We start from the raw sequence: 14901 nt of genomic DNA, 5'->3' as shown, positions 1-14901 counted from the left end.
GATTGGGGATGGGGGGCTGAGTATTATCGATGACACCCGTTTAATTTAGTAAACGAATGCAACCAGGCAGGATGCTGAGCATGCAGACAGGAAGACAGGGACATCAGGAACACACGGCCTCCTATTACGCGGCCACTCGCAACGACCATCGGCAGTGGCCCGAGCTCAGTGGTGAGCTGGATGCGGACGTCTGCGTCATCGGTGGCGGTTTCACCGGCCTCAACACCGCCATCAACCTGGCCGATGCCGGCTACAAGGTGGTGCTGCTGGAGGCCAACCGCATCGGCTGGGGAGCGTCGGGGCGCAACGGCGGCCAGCTGATCCGCGGCATCGGCCACGATACCAGCCAGTTTGCCCGCTGGATTGGCGAAGCGGGCGTGCGGGAGCTGGATCTCATGGGGATCGAAGCGGTGCAGCTGGTGCGCGAGCGGGTCGAGCGTTTCAATATCGAGTGCGATCTCACCTGGGGCTATTGCGATCTTGCCACCAAGGCGCGCCACCTGAAGGGATTCGAGGAGGATGCCGAGCACCTGGCTAGCCTGGGTTACCGGCACGCACTGAAAATGGTGGCGCGGGAGGAGATGCACACCGTGGTCGGATCGGATCGCTATATCGGCGGGATGATCGACATGGGCTCCGGTCACCTGCATCCTCTCAACCTGGCCCTCGGCGAAGCGCGTGCGGCAGCCAGTCTCGGGGTCTCCCTGTTCGAACACTCAAGGGTGACCCACATCGACTACGGCGAGCGGGTCGAGGTGACCACGGCCCACGGCCGGGTCAGCGCGGACTACCTGGTGATCGGCTGCAACGCTTACCTGGGCGACCTCCAGCCCGATCTCGGGGGCAAGGTGCTGCCGGCGGGCTCCTACATTCTCGCCACCCAGGTGCTGGAGAAGCGCCTGCGCCAGCGCTTGCTGCCACAGAACATGGCGGTGTGCGATCAGAACGTGGCGCTCGACTACTATCGGCTGTCGGCGGACGGTCGCCTGCTGTTCGGCGGGGCCTGCAACTACTCGGGCCGTGACCCCCGCGATATCAAGGCCTTCATGCTGCCCAAGCTGCTGCGGGTTTTCCCCGAGCTCGCGGGTACCGCCATCGAGTTCCAGTGGGGGGGCATGATAGGCATAGGCGCCAACCGGCTGCCCCAGATAGGCCGCCTCGAGCAGCATCCCAACGTCTTCTATGCCCAGGCCTATTCGGGCCATGGCCTCAATGCCACCCACATGGCGGGCAAGCTGGTGGCGGAGGCGATCAAGGGGGAGAGCCGGGGCTTCGATCTCTTCAGCCGCGTCCCTCACATGACCTTCCCGGGTGGCCCGGCGTTGCGCTCTCCGTTGCTGGCGCTAGGGATGCTCTGGTATCGGCTGAAGGATCTGCTCTAGGGGGAGGGGGGCTCGGGATTATCCCTGCTGCGTCGCGTCTGGCTCGGCCAGGCGCCAGCCCTGCTCCGTCTTCATCATCCAGACCTGGGTCTCCTGCGCCAGGGCCTGGCCTGCCTCGAAGTCGCCATATTTGCGCTCGAGCTCCATCAGCCCCATCTCCTGCTGGAAGGGGCCGACCCTGTCATAGACGAGATCCTCGTCGTGCAGCACCTGCAACTGATCCAGTCCCTGCTTGAAGTGGAGCTGGTAGCTCACCTTGACCAGATAGACCCCCTCCATCCGCTCCTCCTTGCCGAGCACGGCGAAGTCGCGGATGTCGAACAGGTCAGCATCTGTGCCCGCCTGCAACCTGGCGGTGACCTGGCTCTGGATGGTCTCTTCACCGGGACCTGCGTTGCAGCCATAAAGCCAGAGGGCCAGCAGGGGGATGAACCACTTTTTCATCAAAACTCCGGATGATGCGAGACAGGAGGGGCAAAGTTTGCCACGGTACGGGCCAGATACAAGGGATAGCCAGAAAAATCAGCAGTCTATGGTAGGTCCGAGGGAAGGGGACGGCGAACGATGCAGGTCATGACCAGGGTATCGCCGCTGAACCCAGCGATCTGTTTGCGATCTACTTGCTGGAAGCCGTGCTTGGTCCAAAAATGCAGGGCTGGCAGGTTGGTTTCTATGACCCCGAGCCGCATGTTGGTGCAACCCCAGTTTGCCGCCATCTCCATGAGCCGTAGGACGACTTGGCTGCCGATGCCACAGCCTTGCCTGCACTCCTTCAACAGCAGCAGACCGAGATAGGCGGTATCCGGTGTGGGATAGCCACGGATGAGATCGACGCAGCCAAGCAATTCTTCCCCCTCCAGCACGGCCAGCACAAACTTGTCCTCTTGCCCCATCCCCGGTGGACAGACCTTGAGTATCTCTTCGGCATCCGCAGGGACAGGCCCCTTGCTTTCGGTCAGCCAGCTGTAGGCTGGGGCTGCCATGACAACTTCCTCCAGCCAGCCCCTGTGCTCTGGGTGAAACGCTGACAGACGCCGGAGCTCCATCTAGCGCAGCTTGTCCAGCTGGCCGAGAAATTCGGCAGGCCCCATGAAGCCGGTCACCCGCTGGCCGTTCACCTCGTTGCCATCGCGATCGAAGAAGATGAGGGTCGGCAATCCCAGCACGTTGAGGCCGTTGAGCAGATCCACATCGGCGTCGTCGTTGGCGGTGACGTCCGCCTGCAGCAGCACCATCTCGCTGAAGCGCGCCTGCACATCGGGGTCGCTGAAGGTCTTGTGCTCGAACTCCTTGCAGGCCACGCACCAGTCGGCGTAGAGATCCAGCAGCACCGGCTTGCCGCGGGCGGCGGCGAGCTGCACCTTGAGATCGTCCAGGGTCTTGATGCGGATGAATCGGGGGGCCTGGGTCTGGGCGGCGGCATTGGCCCCCTCGGGTGGCAGCAGCAGATCCTTGCCCACCACCACCAGACCCATCATCCCCAGCAGCAGGACGAAGCCGCCGAGGCTCTTGCCCACCGAATGGGCGCGATGCTGGTTGTGGTGATAGAGATAACCGCACAGCACCAGCCCCCAGCCGAGCCAGAGCAGGGTGGCCACCTGATCGCTCAGGAGCCTTGAGAGCAGCAGGATGGGTACCGCCAGCAGCGCAAACCCGAAGAGTTGCTTGATCACATCCATCCAGGCGCCGGCCCTGGGCAGCAGCTTGCCGCCAGAGGTGCCGAGCAAGAGCAGCGGCAGCCCCATGCCCAGGGAGAGGGCATAGAGGGCCGCACCGCCGAGCCAGAGGTCGCCACTCTGGGCCACGTAGATAAGGGCCCCGGAGAGCGGCGCCGTGGTGCAGGGGGAGCAGACCAGTCCCGAGATCATGCCCATGATGGCAACGCCGGCCACGGATCCGCCCTGCTGGCGGTTGGAGAAGCCCGAGAGGCGGGTTTGCAGGTTGCTCGGCAGTTGCAGGGTGTAGAGCCCGAACATGGAGAGGGCGAGCAGCACGAACATCACCGAGAGGCCGATGAGCACATAGGGGTGCTGAAGGGCCGCCTGGAATTGCAGGCCCGCCGAGGCGACGACGAGCCCGAGCAGGGTATAGGTGACCGCCATCCCCTGCACATAGACGAAGGAGAGCAGGAAGGCGCGACGGGTGGAGAGGCGATGCCCGGCCCCGGCGATGATCCCGGTCAGGATGGGATACATGGGGAAGACGCAGGGGGTGAAGGCGAGGCCGAGACCCAGGGCGAAGAAGGCGGCGACGCTGATCCAGAACCCCTGGCTGCCGAGGGCGGCCGCCAGCCTGTCCTGCTGGCTGCCCGGCCCGTCGGTGCCCTGAAGGCTGGCCACCGCTTCCGCCCGGGCGGGGGCGGCGAGGGGCTCGACGGCGATCCGCTTGTCGGTCGGCGGGTAGCAGAGTCCCTCGGTGCAGCCCTGGTAACTCAGAGTGAGGCTGGCCGCGTCCCCGACCCGGGTCAGCGCCACGGGGATCTGCACCTCCTGGTAATAGACCCGGCTCTTGCCGAAGAAGTCATCCTCGTGCTCGGTGCCGGGGGGCAGGACGGGCTCGTCGAAGGTGAGGTTCTCTCCCTTCACACGGATGCTGTGGCGATAGAGGTAGTAGCCGTCGGCGATGCGTATCCGGAGCAGCAGCCGATCACCCTGTTGTTCGCTCTCGAGGGAGAAGGCCTGATCCACCTTGAGGAATCTGGGCTGGGTCTCGATGCCGAGGCTGCCGAGCAGATCCTGGCTGCTGGCCCGGGCAGGGGCCGTCGTCAGGACGCAGAGCAGGCCCAGCAGCATCAGCAGGAAGGAGAGGGGGCGAGAGGCGGTCATGAGGTCTCCTGTGTCAACCAGTCGAGATAGGCAGGGTGGCCCTGGCTTGCCGGGAGCGCCAGGATCTCCGGTACCTCGTAGGGATGGTGGGCGAGAATGCACTGGCGCAGGGGCTCGAACAGAGCGGCCCGACTCTTGATGACGAGCTGGATCTCCCGGGTTCGCTCCGTCTTGCCCTGCCAGCGATAGACGGAGGTGACCCCGGGCAGCTGGTTGATGCAGGCGGCGAGGCGCTGGTCGAGCAGCTGCTCGCAGAGGCGGTCTGCACTGGTCTTGTCGGGGCAGGTGCAGAGCACCAGAATGGCGTCGGTCATAGGGATGGACGGTCTCGGCAACGGGGCGCACGGGCCCCCTGGATCAGCCGTTACTATACCGGGCCGGGGGGCAAATAGCACCCGGCCCCCCGCACCCGGAATAAGTCATGCGCCCGAGATGGACGCTGCGAAAAGGACAGGGCAGAATGAGCGGGCTTGTTCCAATTCTACGTAAGGAAATGTATGACCCAACAGAATGAGCAGCAGAGAAACCGCATGTTGAGCCTGTTGCGTGAAGGGGAGCGCCGCATGCTGGTGCAACTGGCCGGTCTGCTGCGTACCAGTGTCGACGAGATCAATGCGGAGCTGGAAAAAGAGGAGCTGTTGTCGGCGTTGGAGCAACCCATCACGGTGGAGTACCTCAACGGCGTGGTGCAGCATCATCTGTTCGAGCGCCTGCACAAGGGGGACATGGTGGCGGCCCAGCGCATGCTGAACCAGTACCAGAGCGACCTCGAAGCCATGATGCGCCAGGAAACCAGGCAGGACGATACCCCGCCGGAAGAGGTCAAGGCCCAGGCCTGACCCCGCGAGGCCCTCTTCAGCACCATCATGCCATCGCATGATGGTGCCTCGCCCTTACCCCTCGAATCGCTTATCCCAGCGCCTTCTGCACCTGTCCCATGGGAATGGGGAACACCTTGTCGTAGCTCCAGTTGTAGACGAAGGCATAGACCAGGTAGAAGAGCACGAAGCCCATATCCAGCACCAGCGCCTCCAGCAGGCCGATGTCGAGCCACCAGGCCATCACCGGCAGGGCCACGATCAGCAGGCCCCCCTCGAACCCCAGGGTGTGCAGCACCCGCTGCCACAGCGCCTTGTGGGTGTGGCCCTGATAGCGCAGCAGCAGCTTGTCCACCCCGATGTTGTAGACATAGTTCCAGACGGTGGCGACCACCGAGAAGAACAGGGCCAGGGGGCCCATGTGGTTGAGCCCGACGCCGGTCACCCAGCTGGCCAGCGGGGCGGCGATCAGCAGGCCAATCAATTCGAAGCCGATGGCGTGGCGCAGGCGGTCACGGGTCGTACGCATGGTCTGTCTCTCTCTTTGGTCAGGGAATGGCGGCAATGTATCGCCAAAACCGGATAGATTCACGTTGGTATCTATCGCTAAAATAGATAGATGTGACGACACAACAGCACGGCGGAGCAGGCTCATGACCCCTTCACTGGAACACTTCAAGGCATTGCTGGCGACGGCCGAGACCGGGTCGTTCTCGGCGGCGGCGCGCAGGCTGGGCAAGGCTCAGTCGGTGGTGAGTGCCGCCATCGCCAACCTGGAGATCGATCTCGGCCTTGCGCTGTTCGATCGCAGCGGCCGCTATCCCGTGCTGACCGAGGCGGGGGCCCGCATCTGTCAGGAGGCGGGGGTGCTGCTGGCCCAGAGCGAGCGACTGCAGGCCATCGCCGGCGAGCTGGCCAACGGCGTCGAGTCGCGCCTCACCCTGGCCATCGACGATGACTCCCACCTGCCCTGGCTTGGTTCCCTGCTGGAGGAGTTCGCCAGCCGCTACCCGGCGGTGGAGTTGGAGCTGCTGTTCCCGCTGATGGAGGACGTGACCGAGCTGCTCAAGAGCGGCCGTGCCCAGCTCGGCATCAGCTATCAGAAGGCGCACCCCGAGCGGGAGCTGGTCTCCCGCTCCCTGGGGACGGTCACCATGCCCCTGGTGGTCTCTCCGGATCACCCCCTGGCCCACAAGACACCGTTGAAGGAGAGCGACCTGCAAGGAGCTCGCCAGTTGATGGTGACCGGACGGCGGGAGGGGACGGAGCGCCATCGCTTCCGCCTCTCGGCGCAAGTGTGGTGGGTGGAGGGGGATCTCGGGATCCTGGAGCTGGTGAAACTGGGGCTGGGATGGGCGGCGGTGCCCGAGTTTCTGCTGCACCGGCCCCTGGCGCGGGGGGAGCTGGTGGTGCTCAAGCCGGACTTCATCGCCGAGGCGGAACTGGCGCTGGAGTTGCAGTGGTATCGCGCCCGCCCGCTCGGGCAGGCGGGGCGCTGGTTGCAGGAGGCACTGCTGGCGCGGGTGCCTCGCTAGGGGGATTCAGTCGATCAACGCATAGGGCAGGGGTTGCAGACCGAGGCTGGAGCCCTCTTCCAGCTTGAGGCGGAAGCGGGCGTCGGCCTCGGTGTCCTTGGGCAGCACGGCGGTGAGCCACACCTGACCCTGCTGCTGCCAGGCATTGAGCACCAGACCGCTGCGGCGCCAGTTGTCACCGAGCTGGATCTCCAGGGTGTCACCGCTGGCCACCTGCATTGCGGCCGTACCGCTCAGCACGAAGAGGGCGCGGTTGTTGGCGCCGCGATACTTGGCGCGCGCCACCGTCTCCTGCCCCATGTAGCAGCCCTTGTTGAAGCTGATGCCATCAAGGGCTTGCAGGTTCAGCATCTGGGGGATGTATTCCCCCTGATGGACCGCTTCCAGATGGGGGAGACCGGCTTTGATTTCCAGCCCCCACCAGAGTCCTTCGTCGCCCACCGGCAGGTTCAGGGCCAGCGGGGATGCGCTCGCCAGCAGCCAGCGGTCCGCCTCCACCCTGACTGCCATGCCGCCCTCCACCAGACCGGTGCCGGTCAGCGCGAAGTGCTGTGCCATCCAGTCGTCCGTCCCCTGACCAGCCAGTCCGGTCAGGCTGCCCTGAAACTCGCCGATCTCGACCTTGGCAAAGATCGCAAACTTCTTGAGCTCCGGCAGCTGGCGGGCCAGCACCGAGGGCTTGGTCAGCATCAGCAGGCTGTCTTCCAGGCAGAGCAGGCGAAAATCGCTCCACAGCTTGCCCTTGGGATCGCAGTGGCCGCCGAGGGTGCTCTGGCCCGGTTGCAGGGCGTTGACGTCGCAGGTGACCTGACCTTGCAGATACTTGGCGCGATCCGGACCGCCGAGGCGGGTGATGGCCAGATTGGTCAGGGAAAACAGGGTCGGCTCGGCAGGAAGAAGAGGGGTCGGCAGGCTCACGATGGGATTCCAGAGACAGAAAGTATGTGACCTGCATGGTAAAGACGTAAGGAATGTTTGTCAGCCGGAAAATCCTGCTGCTACCATTCCCCGGTCTTTGTAAGGAGAGTTCCATGTTGAACCCAAGTGAGAAGTCCCGCCTGAAGTGGGCCTGCCGTCGCGGCATGCTCGAGCTGGATGTGATCTTTATGCCCTTCTTTGAGCACGAGTTCGATGGCCTCGGCGAGGCCGAACAGCGCACCTTCATCCGCCTGCTGGAGTGCGAGGATCCCGAGCTGTTCCGCTGGTGCATGGGTCACGGCGTGCCCGAGGATCCCGATTTTGCCGCCATGATCCCCCTGATCCTCGAGCGCAACCAGGCCCGTCACGACAGCCTGCGCTGAGCCCGACTCGCGACCGCCACCCCTCATGGCCAGCCTCGCGTCTCCCCAGCGGGTAGTGATGCCCGTGATCCCCTCCCGCCAGCAGCGTCTGTTGCTGTGCATCCTGTTTCTGTTGCTGCTCTTGCCCGTCGCCAGCCTGATCCAGGGCTGGCAATGGGGGCTGTTCCTCCCTGTCTGGGGGCTGAGTCTGTGGCGCGCGTTGCGCCGCCATCCGGCGGCGAGCGGCGTGCTCGTCTGGGATGGGGAGTGGCTCGAGTGGCAAGGGGCGCGCTATCGGCTGGATCCCCGCAGCCGCATCCTGCCCGGGGTGCTCTGGTTGCGGCTGAAGACGGTGGAGGGCTCCGAGGGGCAGCTCTGGCTCTTCTCCGATGCCCTGGCCCCTGCACACTACCGCGCCCTGGCCCGCGCCATCCACCTCGCTGTCCGCTAGGGGCGTCTCTCTCTACCTGCCACATCTGCCGCTCATAGCAGATGACCCCGCCTGGGCGGGGTCATCTGGGAGAGGGCATACGCCCGAATCGAACGCAACGACCTTATTCCTGATCCGGCGTCATTCCCGATCCGGGGTCAGCACGGTTGGCTTGGAGTCCGGCTGCATGTCCGGATAATCCAGGTTGTAGTGCAGACCGCGTGACTCCTTGCGCTCCAGGGCGCAGTTGACGATGAGCTCGGCCACCTGCAACAGGTTGCGCAGCTCCAGCAGGTTGTTGGAGACCCGGAAGTTGGCGTAGTACTCCTGCACCTCCTGCTTGAGCAGATCGATGCGACGCTTGGCCCGGGCCAGGCGCTTGTTGGTGCGCACTATGCCCACGTAGTCCCACATCATCAGCCGCAGCTCGTGCCAGTTGTGCTGGATCACCACCTGCTCGTCCGAGTCATCCACCTGGCTCTCGTCCCAGGCCGGCAGGCTGGGGGGCGCCACGCTGGTGGGCATCTTGGCCAGGATGTCGGCTCCCGCCTGATGGGCATAGACCACGCATTCGAGCAGGGAGTTGGAGGCCATGCGATTGGCGCCGTGCAACCCGGTATAGGTCACCTCGCCGATAGCATAGAGGCCGGGGATGTCGGTCTGGCCGTTGTTGTCGATCATCACGCCGCCACAGGTGTAGTGGGCCGCCGGGACGATGGGCATCGCCTCCCTGGTGATGTCGATACCGACCGCGAGGCAGCGCTCATAAATGGTCGGGAAGTGCTTGATGATGAAATCCGCCGGCTTGTGGCTGATGTCCAGATACATGCAATCCGCCCCGAGGCGCTTCATCTCGTGGTCGATGGCGCGGGCGACGATGTCCCGCGGGGCCAGCTCGGCCCGCTCGTCAAACTCCGGCATGAAGCGGCTGCCGTCGGGACGGCGCAGGTAGGCCCCTTCGCCGCGCAGGGCCTCGGTCAGCAGGAAGTTGGGGTCGTCCGGGTGGAACAGGCTGGTGGGGTGGAACTGGTTGAACTCCAGGTTCGCCACCCGGCAGCCGGCCCGCCATGCCATGGCGATGCCGTCGCCAGAGCTGACGTCCGGGTTGGAGGTGTACTGGTACACCTTGGAGGCACCGCCGGTGGCCAGTGCCACGAAGCGGGCGCGGATCACCTCGACCTGCTCGGCGTTGCGATTCCAGACATAGGCTCCCAGTACCTTGTTGCCCGGCAGACCCAGCTTGCGGGTGGTGATGAGATCGACCGCGTTGAAGCGCTCCATCAGCTGGATGTTGGGGTGGGCGCGCACCTGGTCGATCAGGGTGAGCTGCACCGCCTTGCCGGTGGCGTCGGCCGCGTGGAAGATGCGGCGATGGCTGTGGCCCCCTTCCCGGGTCAGGTGATAGTGGGATTCCCCCTCGGCATCCTCTTCCTGATCGAAGGGGACCCCCTGCTGAATGAGCCACTGGATGGAGTCGCGGGCGTTGCGGGCGGTGAACTCCACCACCGCCGGGTCGCACAACCCGGCGCCGGCGTTGAGCGTGTCGCTCACGTGGGATTCGATGCTGTCGGTCTCGTCGAACACGGCAGCGATGCCTCCTTGCGCATAGAGAGTGGCCCCCTCACTGATGGGCCCCTTGCTCAGAACCAGGACTTTGGCCTGGTCTGCCAATCGCAACGCGAGGGACAGACCGGCGGCACCGCTGCCAATGATGAGTACGTCGCAAAGGTATTCAACACTTGCTTTCATAAGTATCATTGGCCTGGATTAAGAACTGGCCCCATGGTAGCCCAAGGGGGGTTGTGATGCAGCCCGCATCACATTTTTTTCAATGCAAGCGAACTTTCCCTGATTCCTCCTGTCTGAACTTGTGCGCTTAGAAGGGGCCGGAAAAGAAAAACGATAACCTGATGGGGGTTTTACGGCTCTGATGAGCGACCAGAATCTACTGGACGAACAGCTGGTTGAACGGGTCCAGCGTGGCGATAAAAATGCATTCAACCTGTTGGTACGCAAGTACCAGCACAAGGTGGTCAACCTGGTGGCCAGGTATGTCAACAATCCGGGCGATGTACCGGATGTGGCGCAGGAGGCATTCATCAAGGCCTACCGTGCGTTGCCGACATTCCGTGGCGAGAGCGCGTTTTACACCTGGTTGTACCGGATCGCCGTCAACACGGCCAAAAACTACCTGACGTCACAGGGGCGCAGACCGCCCAGCAGTGATGTCGAAGCGGACGAGGCTGAATATTATGGTGGTGGTGAAGCCCTGCAAGAGGTGGCCACCCCGGAAAACCTGGCGCTGACCGACGAGATCAAGCGTACTGTGTTTACCGCCATAGAAGCCTTGCCAGAAGATTTGAGAACGGCGATCACCCTTCGTGAAATGGAAGGGCTGAGCTACGAGGAGATTGCGGAGATCATGGATTGCCCGGTGGGTACGGTGAGATCCCGCATCTTCCGGGCGAGGGAAGCAATCGATAAAAAGCTGCAACCTCTGATCGAGCATTAACTGGGGAAAGACAGGCAAACTTATGGCAAATAAAGAGCAACTTTCAGCCCTGATGGATGGCGACCTCAGCGAAATCGAGGTACTGAACGAGCTGGGAACGGATCCCGCTCTGCAGGATACCTGGTCGCGTTACCATCTGATCGGTGATGCCATGCGGGGTGACCTGCCGGTCAATCTGCAACTGGATCTCAGCGACAGCATCATGCTGGCGCTGGAGGATGAACCCGCCATACTGGCGCCCAAGCCGGCACAGCCTGCTGCGCCCCAGGTGCAACCCGCTGGCAAGGTGATCCCCTTCGTTCGCCGCTTTGGCCAGCAAGTGGGGCAGTATGCCATTGCCGCCTCCGTGGCTGCCGCCGTCATCTTCGGCGTGCAGCAGTACCAGGGCAAGGATGGTGTGCCGACCAGCCCGGTGCTCAATACCATACCCGTGGGTGGCAGTGCTGCGCCGGTGAGCGTGCACTATCCCCAGGATGGCAGCCGGACCGGTGTGCGTCAGCAAGGTCTGAGCGAGCAGCAGATGCAGGAGCAGCGCGAGCGCATCAATGCCTTCCTGCGCGACCATCAACTGCAACAGCGTCTGCTGCAAGACAAGCAGATTCAGGAATAACGCATTTTTAGGGATCAGATCGTGCGCCAGTCCAGCCGTATCCTGCTGGCCTCTCTCCTGTTGATTTGTGCCAAGGCCTCGGCCGACGATCTGTCGGCCGAGGCCTTGTTGCAGCAGATGCAGAGTGCCGTTTCGCAACAAAACTTCGAATTGTCCATGGTCAAGGCCCGCCAGGGGCGCCTCGAGCCTATCCGTTTCAGCCACGGGATCATCGATGGCAAGGAGGTGGCTCACCTGAGCTATCTCGACGGCAAGGCCGTGGAGTTCCTGCAACGCCAGAACGAATACACCTTCTTCGAAAACACCCATGAACCCTACACCCTCAAGGGGGCGCGTTTCCCCGGGGTGTGGTCGAGCCTGGTGAGGATGCCGCTGCCCCGGGTGATGGAGAGCTATGACCCCGTGCTGGCGGGCCGCAGCCGGGTGGCCGGCCTGGTGGCACAAGTGGTGCGGCTGGTGCCCAAGGAGGCGGACAAGTACGGCTTCGTGCTCTGGATTGACGAACAGAGCCATCTGCTGCTGCGGGTGGACATGGTGGATCGAGAGGGCAATCTGGTGGAGCAGGTGCTGGGGGTGGATCTGGACAGGCAATCTGCGCCGGCCCCCTGGCTGGTCACCCTGGCACGCAGCAAGCTGCCGGATGCGCTGGCGCTGGAAGATGCCTATCCCGCTCCCCAGCAGACCCTCAACTGGCACCTGACCTGGTTGCCCGATGGCTTCAAGGTGCTCTCTCAGGATCGGCATCAGCTGGTCAGCACCAGTCTGCCGGTGGATTACATGATGCTCTCCGACGGGCTGGTGGATCTCTCCGTCTACGTCTCACGGGTCGATCCCAAGCAGGCGGTGCGCCAGCAGTTGATTCGCCAGGGGGCTACCTCGCTGGTGAGCTTCGTCAACGAGGTCGGGGTGGAGATCACCGTGGTGGGTGAGGTGCCCGCCGAAACCGCCAAGCGCATCGCCGAGGCAGTGCAGCCCCTGGCCCGCAACGAGGCGGTGCAGTGAGTCTTTGCCGTGAGACTTGCCCTGAGGGTGCCGCCGTGTTGAGATCCGGTGCATCCACCGCCCCCTGTGAGGAGTCATCAGGTGAGTAACATGAGTGAAGAGCTGGCCACAGTAGTGGCCATCGATGGCGCCTACGCCTGGGTGGAGTGCGAGCGGCGATCCGCCTGCAGCGGTTGCCACCAACAATCCAGCTGCGGGACCGGCACCGTCGCCAAGGCCTTTCCCATGAAGGCGCAGCGGCTGCGGGTCGCCCTCACCGGCGATGTAGCGGTGGGCCAGCAGATCCGCCTGGGCATCCCTCAGGCCAGCATCCTGCGCGGTGCGGCCCTGGTGTACGTGCTGCCGCTCTTCTGTCTGCTGCTGGGCGCCCTGCTCGGCCAGCTCTGGCTGGTGCCGCTCTTGTCGGCGGGAGAGGGGGTGACCATCCTCTGCTGTCTGCTGGGCTGCGCCATCGGATTTTTACTGGTTCGTTACTTTTCTGACCGGCTCGAGCAGGGGGAATACGGTCCCCGCATGCTCGGGGTGGTGCTCAATACCCGTCATCTCTCTTGAGGGGCCGGGTCTGGCGGAGGGCATCCAGGTGCCCAACGCCCGCCAGACAAGGCGCTATTTGTGGGGCCCGCCGACTAAAGATTGGCCGTCGACCGGGTTATCCAGTAAAATCCTGCCCTCATATCCGACCCTAACTTAATTTTGAGTGATTCTTGCTCGATGAAACACATTCGTAACTTTTCGATTATTGCGCACATCGACCACGGTAAGTCGACCCTGTCGGACCGTCTGATCCAGACTTGCGGCGGCCTGTCCGATCGCGAGATGCAGGCCCAGGTGCTGGACTCCATGGATCTGGAGCGCGAGCGCGGCATTACCATCAAGGCACAGAGTGTGACCCTGAACTACCAGGCACAAGACGGTAACACCTATCAGCTGAACTTTATCGACACCCCGGGCCACGTGGATTTCTCCTACGAGGTTTCTCGCTCCCTGGCTGCCTGTGAAGGGGCACTGCTGGTGGTGGATGCCGGTCAGGGGGTTGAGGCACAGACTCTGGCCAACTGCTACACCGCCATGGAAATGGATCTGGAAGTGGTGCCGGTGCTGAACAAGATTGACCTGCCGGCCGCAGAGCCCGAGCGGGTTGCCGAGGAGATCGAGGACATCGTCGGCATCGATGCGGTGGACGCGGTGCGCTGCTCCGCCAAGACCGGCCTCGGTGTCGATCTGGTGCTGGAAGAGATCGTCGCCAAGATCCCGTCCCCGGAAGGGGATCCGGAGGCGCCGCTGCAGGCGCTGATCATCGACTCCTGGTTCGACTCCTACCTCGGGGTCGTGTCGCTCGTGCGGATCAAGAACGGTTCCCTGAAAAAGAACGACAAGATCAAGGTGATGAGCACCGGTCAGGTATGGGGTGTGGATCGCATCGGTATCTTCACGCCGAAGCAGGTGGACACCGACGGCCTGGGTTGTGGCGAGGTAGGTTGGGTCGTCTGCGGCATCAAGGACATCCACGGTGCGCCGGTGGGGGATACCCTGACCCTGGCCAAGCACGGTGCCGAGAAGGCGCTGGCCGGCTTCAAGAAGGTGAAGCCCCAGGTCTATGCGGGCCTGTTCCCCATCTCCAGCGATGACTACGAGTCCTTCCGTGATGCGCTGGAGAAGCTCTCCCTCAACGATGCCTCCCTGTTCTACGAACCGGAGAGCTCCACGGCGCTGGGCTTCGGCTTCCGCTGCGGCTTCCTCGGGATGCTGCACATGGAGATCATCCAGGAGCGTCTGGAGCGTGAATACGATCTGGATCTCATCACCACCGCGCCGACCGTGGTCTACGAGATCGAGCTGAACGATGGCTCCACCATCCACATCGACAGCCCGGCCCAGATGCCCGCCATCAACAACATCAAGGAGATGCGCGAGCCCATCGCCGAGTGTCACATCCTGCTGCCGCAGGAGTACATGGGCAACGTCATCACCCTCTGCATCGAGAAGCGCGGCGTACAGACCAACATGGTCTACCACGGCAAGCAGGTGGCGCTGACCTACGAGATCCCGATGGCGGAAGTGGTGCTCGACTTCTTCGACCGTCTGAAGTCCACCAGTCGCGGCTACGCCTCCCTGGACTACGGCTTCAAGCGCTTCGAAACCTCCGACATGGTCCGTCTGGACATCATGATCAACGGCGAGCGGGTCGACGCCCTGGCCATCATCACCCACAAGGAGAACGCCCAGTATCGTGGTCGCCAGGTGGTGGAGAAGATGCGCGAGCTGATCCCGCGCCAGATGTTCGACATCGCCATTCAGGCCGCCATCGGCAACCAGATCATCGCCCGCAGCACCGTCAAGGCATTGCGTAAAGACGTCACCGCCAAGTGCTACGGTGGTGACGTGAGCCGGAAGAAGAAGCTGCTGAACAAGCAGAAAGAAGGCAAGAAGCGGATGAAGTCTCTGGGCCGTGTGGACGTGCCGCAAGAGGCCTTCCTCGCCATTCTCCACGTCGGAAAGGATTAATC

General features: G+C 63.3%; 17 protein-coding genes. 10 read left to right on the top strand and 7 right to left on the bottom strand.

What is annotated here, in order from left to right:
* The first annotated feature begins 80 nt into the window (after nucleotides 1-80).
* On the top strand, nucleotides 81-1382 hold the full coding sequence (locus ACPW74_RS16395; RefSeq protein ID WP_041213912.1) for an NAD(P)/FAD-dependent oxidoreductase: 1302 nt from the start codon (nucleotides 81-83) through the stop codon (nucleotides 1380-1382).
* Nucleotides 1383-1400: 18 nt separating this feature from the next.
* Here the strand turns inward: ACPW74_RS16395 and ACPW74_RS16390 are convergent, their stop codons facing one another.
* From ACPW74_RS16390 to cutA, 4 genes are all read right to left on the bottom strand, one after another.
* The gene (locus ACPW74_RS16390; RefSeq protein ID WP_039040544.1) at nucleotides 1401-1826 is read right to left on the bottom strand and encodes a hypothetical protein; all 426 of its coding nucleotides are present in this window, start codon (nucleotides 1824-1826) and stop codon (nucleotides 1401-1403) included.
* 86 nt (nucleotides 1827-1912) lie between these two features.
* Nucleotides 1913-2365 (bottom strand): GNAT family N-acetyltransferase, encoded by a 453-nt coding sequence (locus ACPW74_RS16385; RefSeq protein ID WP_425858393.1) that lies wholly within the window; start codon nucleotides 2363-2365, stop codon nucleotides 1913-1915.
* A gap of 63 nt (nucleotides 2366-2428) precedes the next feature.
* Nucleotides 2429-4207, bottom strand: a complete 1779-nt coding sequence (locus ACPW74_RS16380; protein ID WP_425858392.1) for a protein-disulfide reductase DsbD — start codon at nucleotides 4205-4207, stop codon at nucleotides 2429-2431.
* Nucleotides 4204-4521, bottom strand: coding sequence for a divalent-cation tolerance protein CutA (gene cutA, locus ACPW74_RS16375; RefSeq protein WP_425858391.1), 318 nt, complete (start codon nucleotides 4519-4521; stop codon nucleotides 4204-4206). Before cutA ends, ACPW74_RS16380 begins: the two co-directional genes overlap by 4 nt.
* A gap of 183 nt (nucleotides 4522-4704) precedes the next feature.
* Between cutA and ACPW74_RS16370 the strand changes: the two genes are divergently transcribed.
* Nucleotides 4705-5046 carry a hypothetical protein gene (locus tag ACPW74_RS16370; protein ID WP_010675652.1) on the top strand — a complete coding sequence of 114 codons (342 nt, stop codon included), beginning with the start codon at nucleotides 4705-4707 and terminating at the stop codon, nucleotides 5044-5046.
* 70 nt (nucleotides 5047-5116) lie between these two features.
* On the opposite strand, the gene ACPW74_RS16365 is transcribed toward ACPW74_RS16370, so the two are convergent.
* Nucleotides 5117-5554, bottom strand: a complete 438-nt coding sequence (locus ACPW74_RS16365; protein WP_128296064.1) for a PACE efflux transporter — start codon at nucleotides 5552-5554, stop codon at nucleotides 5117-5119.
* Between the two features lie 124 nt (nucleotides 5555-5678).
* Here ACPW74_RS16365 and ACPW74_RS16360 point away from each other — a divergent pair, with 124 nt between their 5' ends.
* Nucleotides 5679-6560 carry a LysR family transcriptional regulator gene (locus ACPW74_RS16360; protein ID WP_010675650.1) on the top strand — a complete coding sequence of 294 codons (882 nt, stop codon included), beginning with the start codon at nucleotides 5679-5681 and terminating at the stop codon, nucleotides 6558-6560.
* A 6-nt stretch (nucleotides 6561-6566) separates the two neighbouring features.
* Here the strand turns inward: ACPW74_RS16360 and ygfZ are convergent, their stop codons facing one another.
* Entirely contained in the window at nucleotides 6567-7478 is a 912-nt protein-coding gene (ygfZ, locus tag ACPW74_RS16355) for a tRNA-modifying protein YgfZ (RefSeq protein ID WP_425858390.1), read from the bottom strand.
* Between the two features lie 113 nt (nucleotides 7479-7591).
* Between ygfZ and ACPW74_RS16350 the strand changes: the two genes are divergently transcribed.
* Both ACPW74_RS16350 and ACPW74_RS16345 read left to right on the top strand, forming a co-directional pair.
* The gene (locus ACPW74_RS16350; RefSeq protein WP_041213909.1) at nucleotides 7592-7861 is read left to right on the top strand and encodes a succinate dehydrogenase assembly factor 2; all 270 of its coding nucleotides are present in this window, start codon (nucleotides 7592-7594) and stop codon (nucleotides 7859-7861) included.
* Nucleotides 7862-7919: 58 nt separating this feature from the next.
* Entirely contained in the window at nucleotides 7920-8291 is a 372-nt protein-coding gene (locus ACPW74_RS16345) for a protein YgfX (RefSeq protein WP_425859219.1), read from the top strand.
* A 120-nt stretch (nucleotides 8292-8411) separates the two neighbouring features.
* Here ACPW74_RS16345 and nadB read toward each other — a convergent pair whose 3' ends face one another.
* Entirely contained in the window at nucleotides 8412-10019 is a 1608-nt protein-coding gene (gene nadB / locus ACPW74_RS16340; protein WP_425858389.1) for an L-aspartate oxidase, read from the bottom strand.
* 181 nt (nucleotides 10020-10200) lie between these two features.
* Between nadB and rpoE the strand changes: the two genes are divergently transcribed.
* The 5 genes from rpoE to lepA all read left to right on the top strand — a co-directional run bounded on the left by rpoE (nucleotide 10201) and on the right by lepA (nucleotide 14899).
* Nucleotides 10201-10782 (top strand): RNA polymerase sigma factor RpoE, encoded by a 582-nt coding sequence (gene rpoE / locus ACPW74_RS16335; protein ID WP_010675645.1) that lies wholly within the window; start codon nucleotides 10201-10203, stop codon nucleotides 10780-10782.
* Between the two features lie 22 nt (nucleotides 10783-10804).
* Complete coding sequence (locus ACPW74_RS16330) at nucleotides 10805-11392, top strand: sigma-E factor negative regulatory protein (RefSeq protein ID WP_041211670.1); 588 nt, start codon at nucleotides 10805-10807, stop codon at nucleotides 11390-11392.
* 21 nt (nucleotides 11393-11413) lie between these two features.
* Entirely contained in the window at nucleotides 11414-12394 is a 981-nt protein-coding gene (locus ACPW74_RS16325; protein WP_010675643.1) for a MucB/RseB C-terminal domain-containing protein, read from the top strand.
* A 90-nt stretch (nucleotides 12395-12484) separates the two neighbouring features.
* Nucleotides 12485-12946 (top strand): SoxR reducing system RseC family protein, encoded by a 462-nt coding sequence (locus ACPW74_RS16320; protein ID WP_425859217.1) that lies wholly within the window; start codon nucleotides 12485-12487, stop codon nucleotides 12944-12946.
* Between the two features lie 159 nt (nucleotides 12947-13105).
* Nucleotides 13106-14899 (top strand): translation elongation factor 4, encoded by a 1794-nt coding sequence (gene lepA, locus ACPW74_RS16315; RefSeq protein WP_010675641.1) that lies wholly within the window; start codon nucleotides 13106-13108, stop codon nucleotides 14897-14899.
* Nucleotides 14900-14901: the final 2 nt, after the last annotated feature.

The organism is Aeromonas sp. INTO2, from assembly GCF_049860605.1.
In the GTDB taxonomy this organism is placed as follows: Bacteria; Pseudomonadota; Gammaproteobacteria; order Enterobacterales; family Aeromonadaceae; genus Aeromonas; species Aeromonas caviae.
The sequence above is the reverse complement of the archived record's forward strand: the minus strand, read 5'-3'. Positions and strand labels throughout refer to the sequence as shown.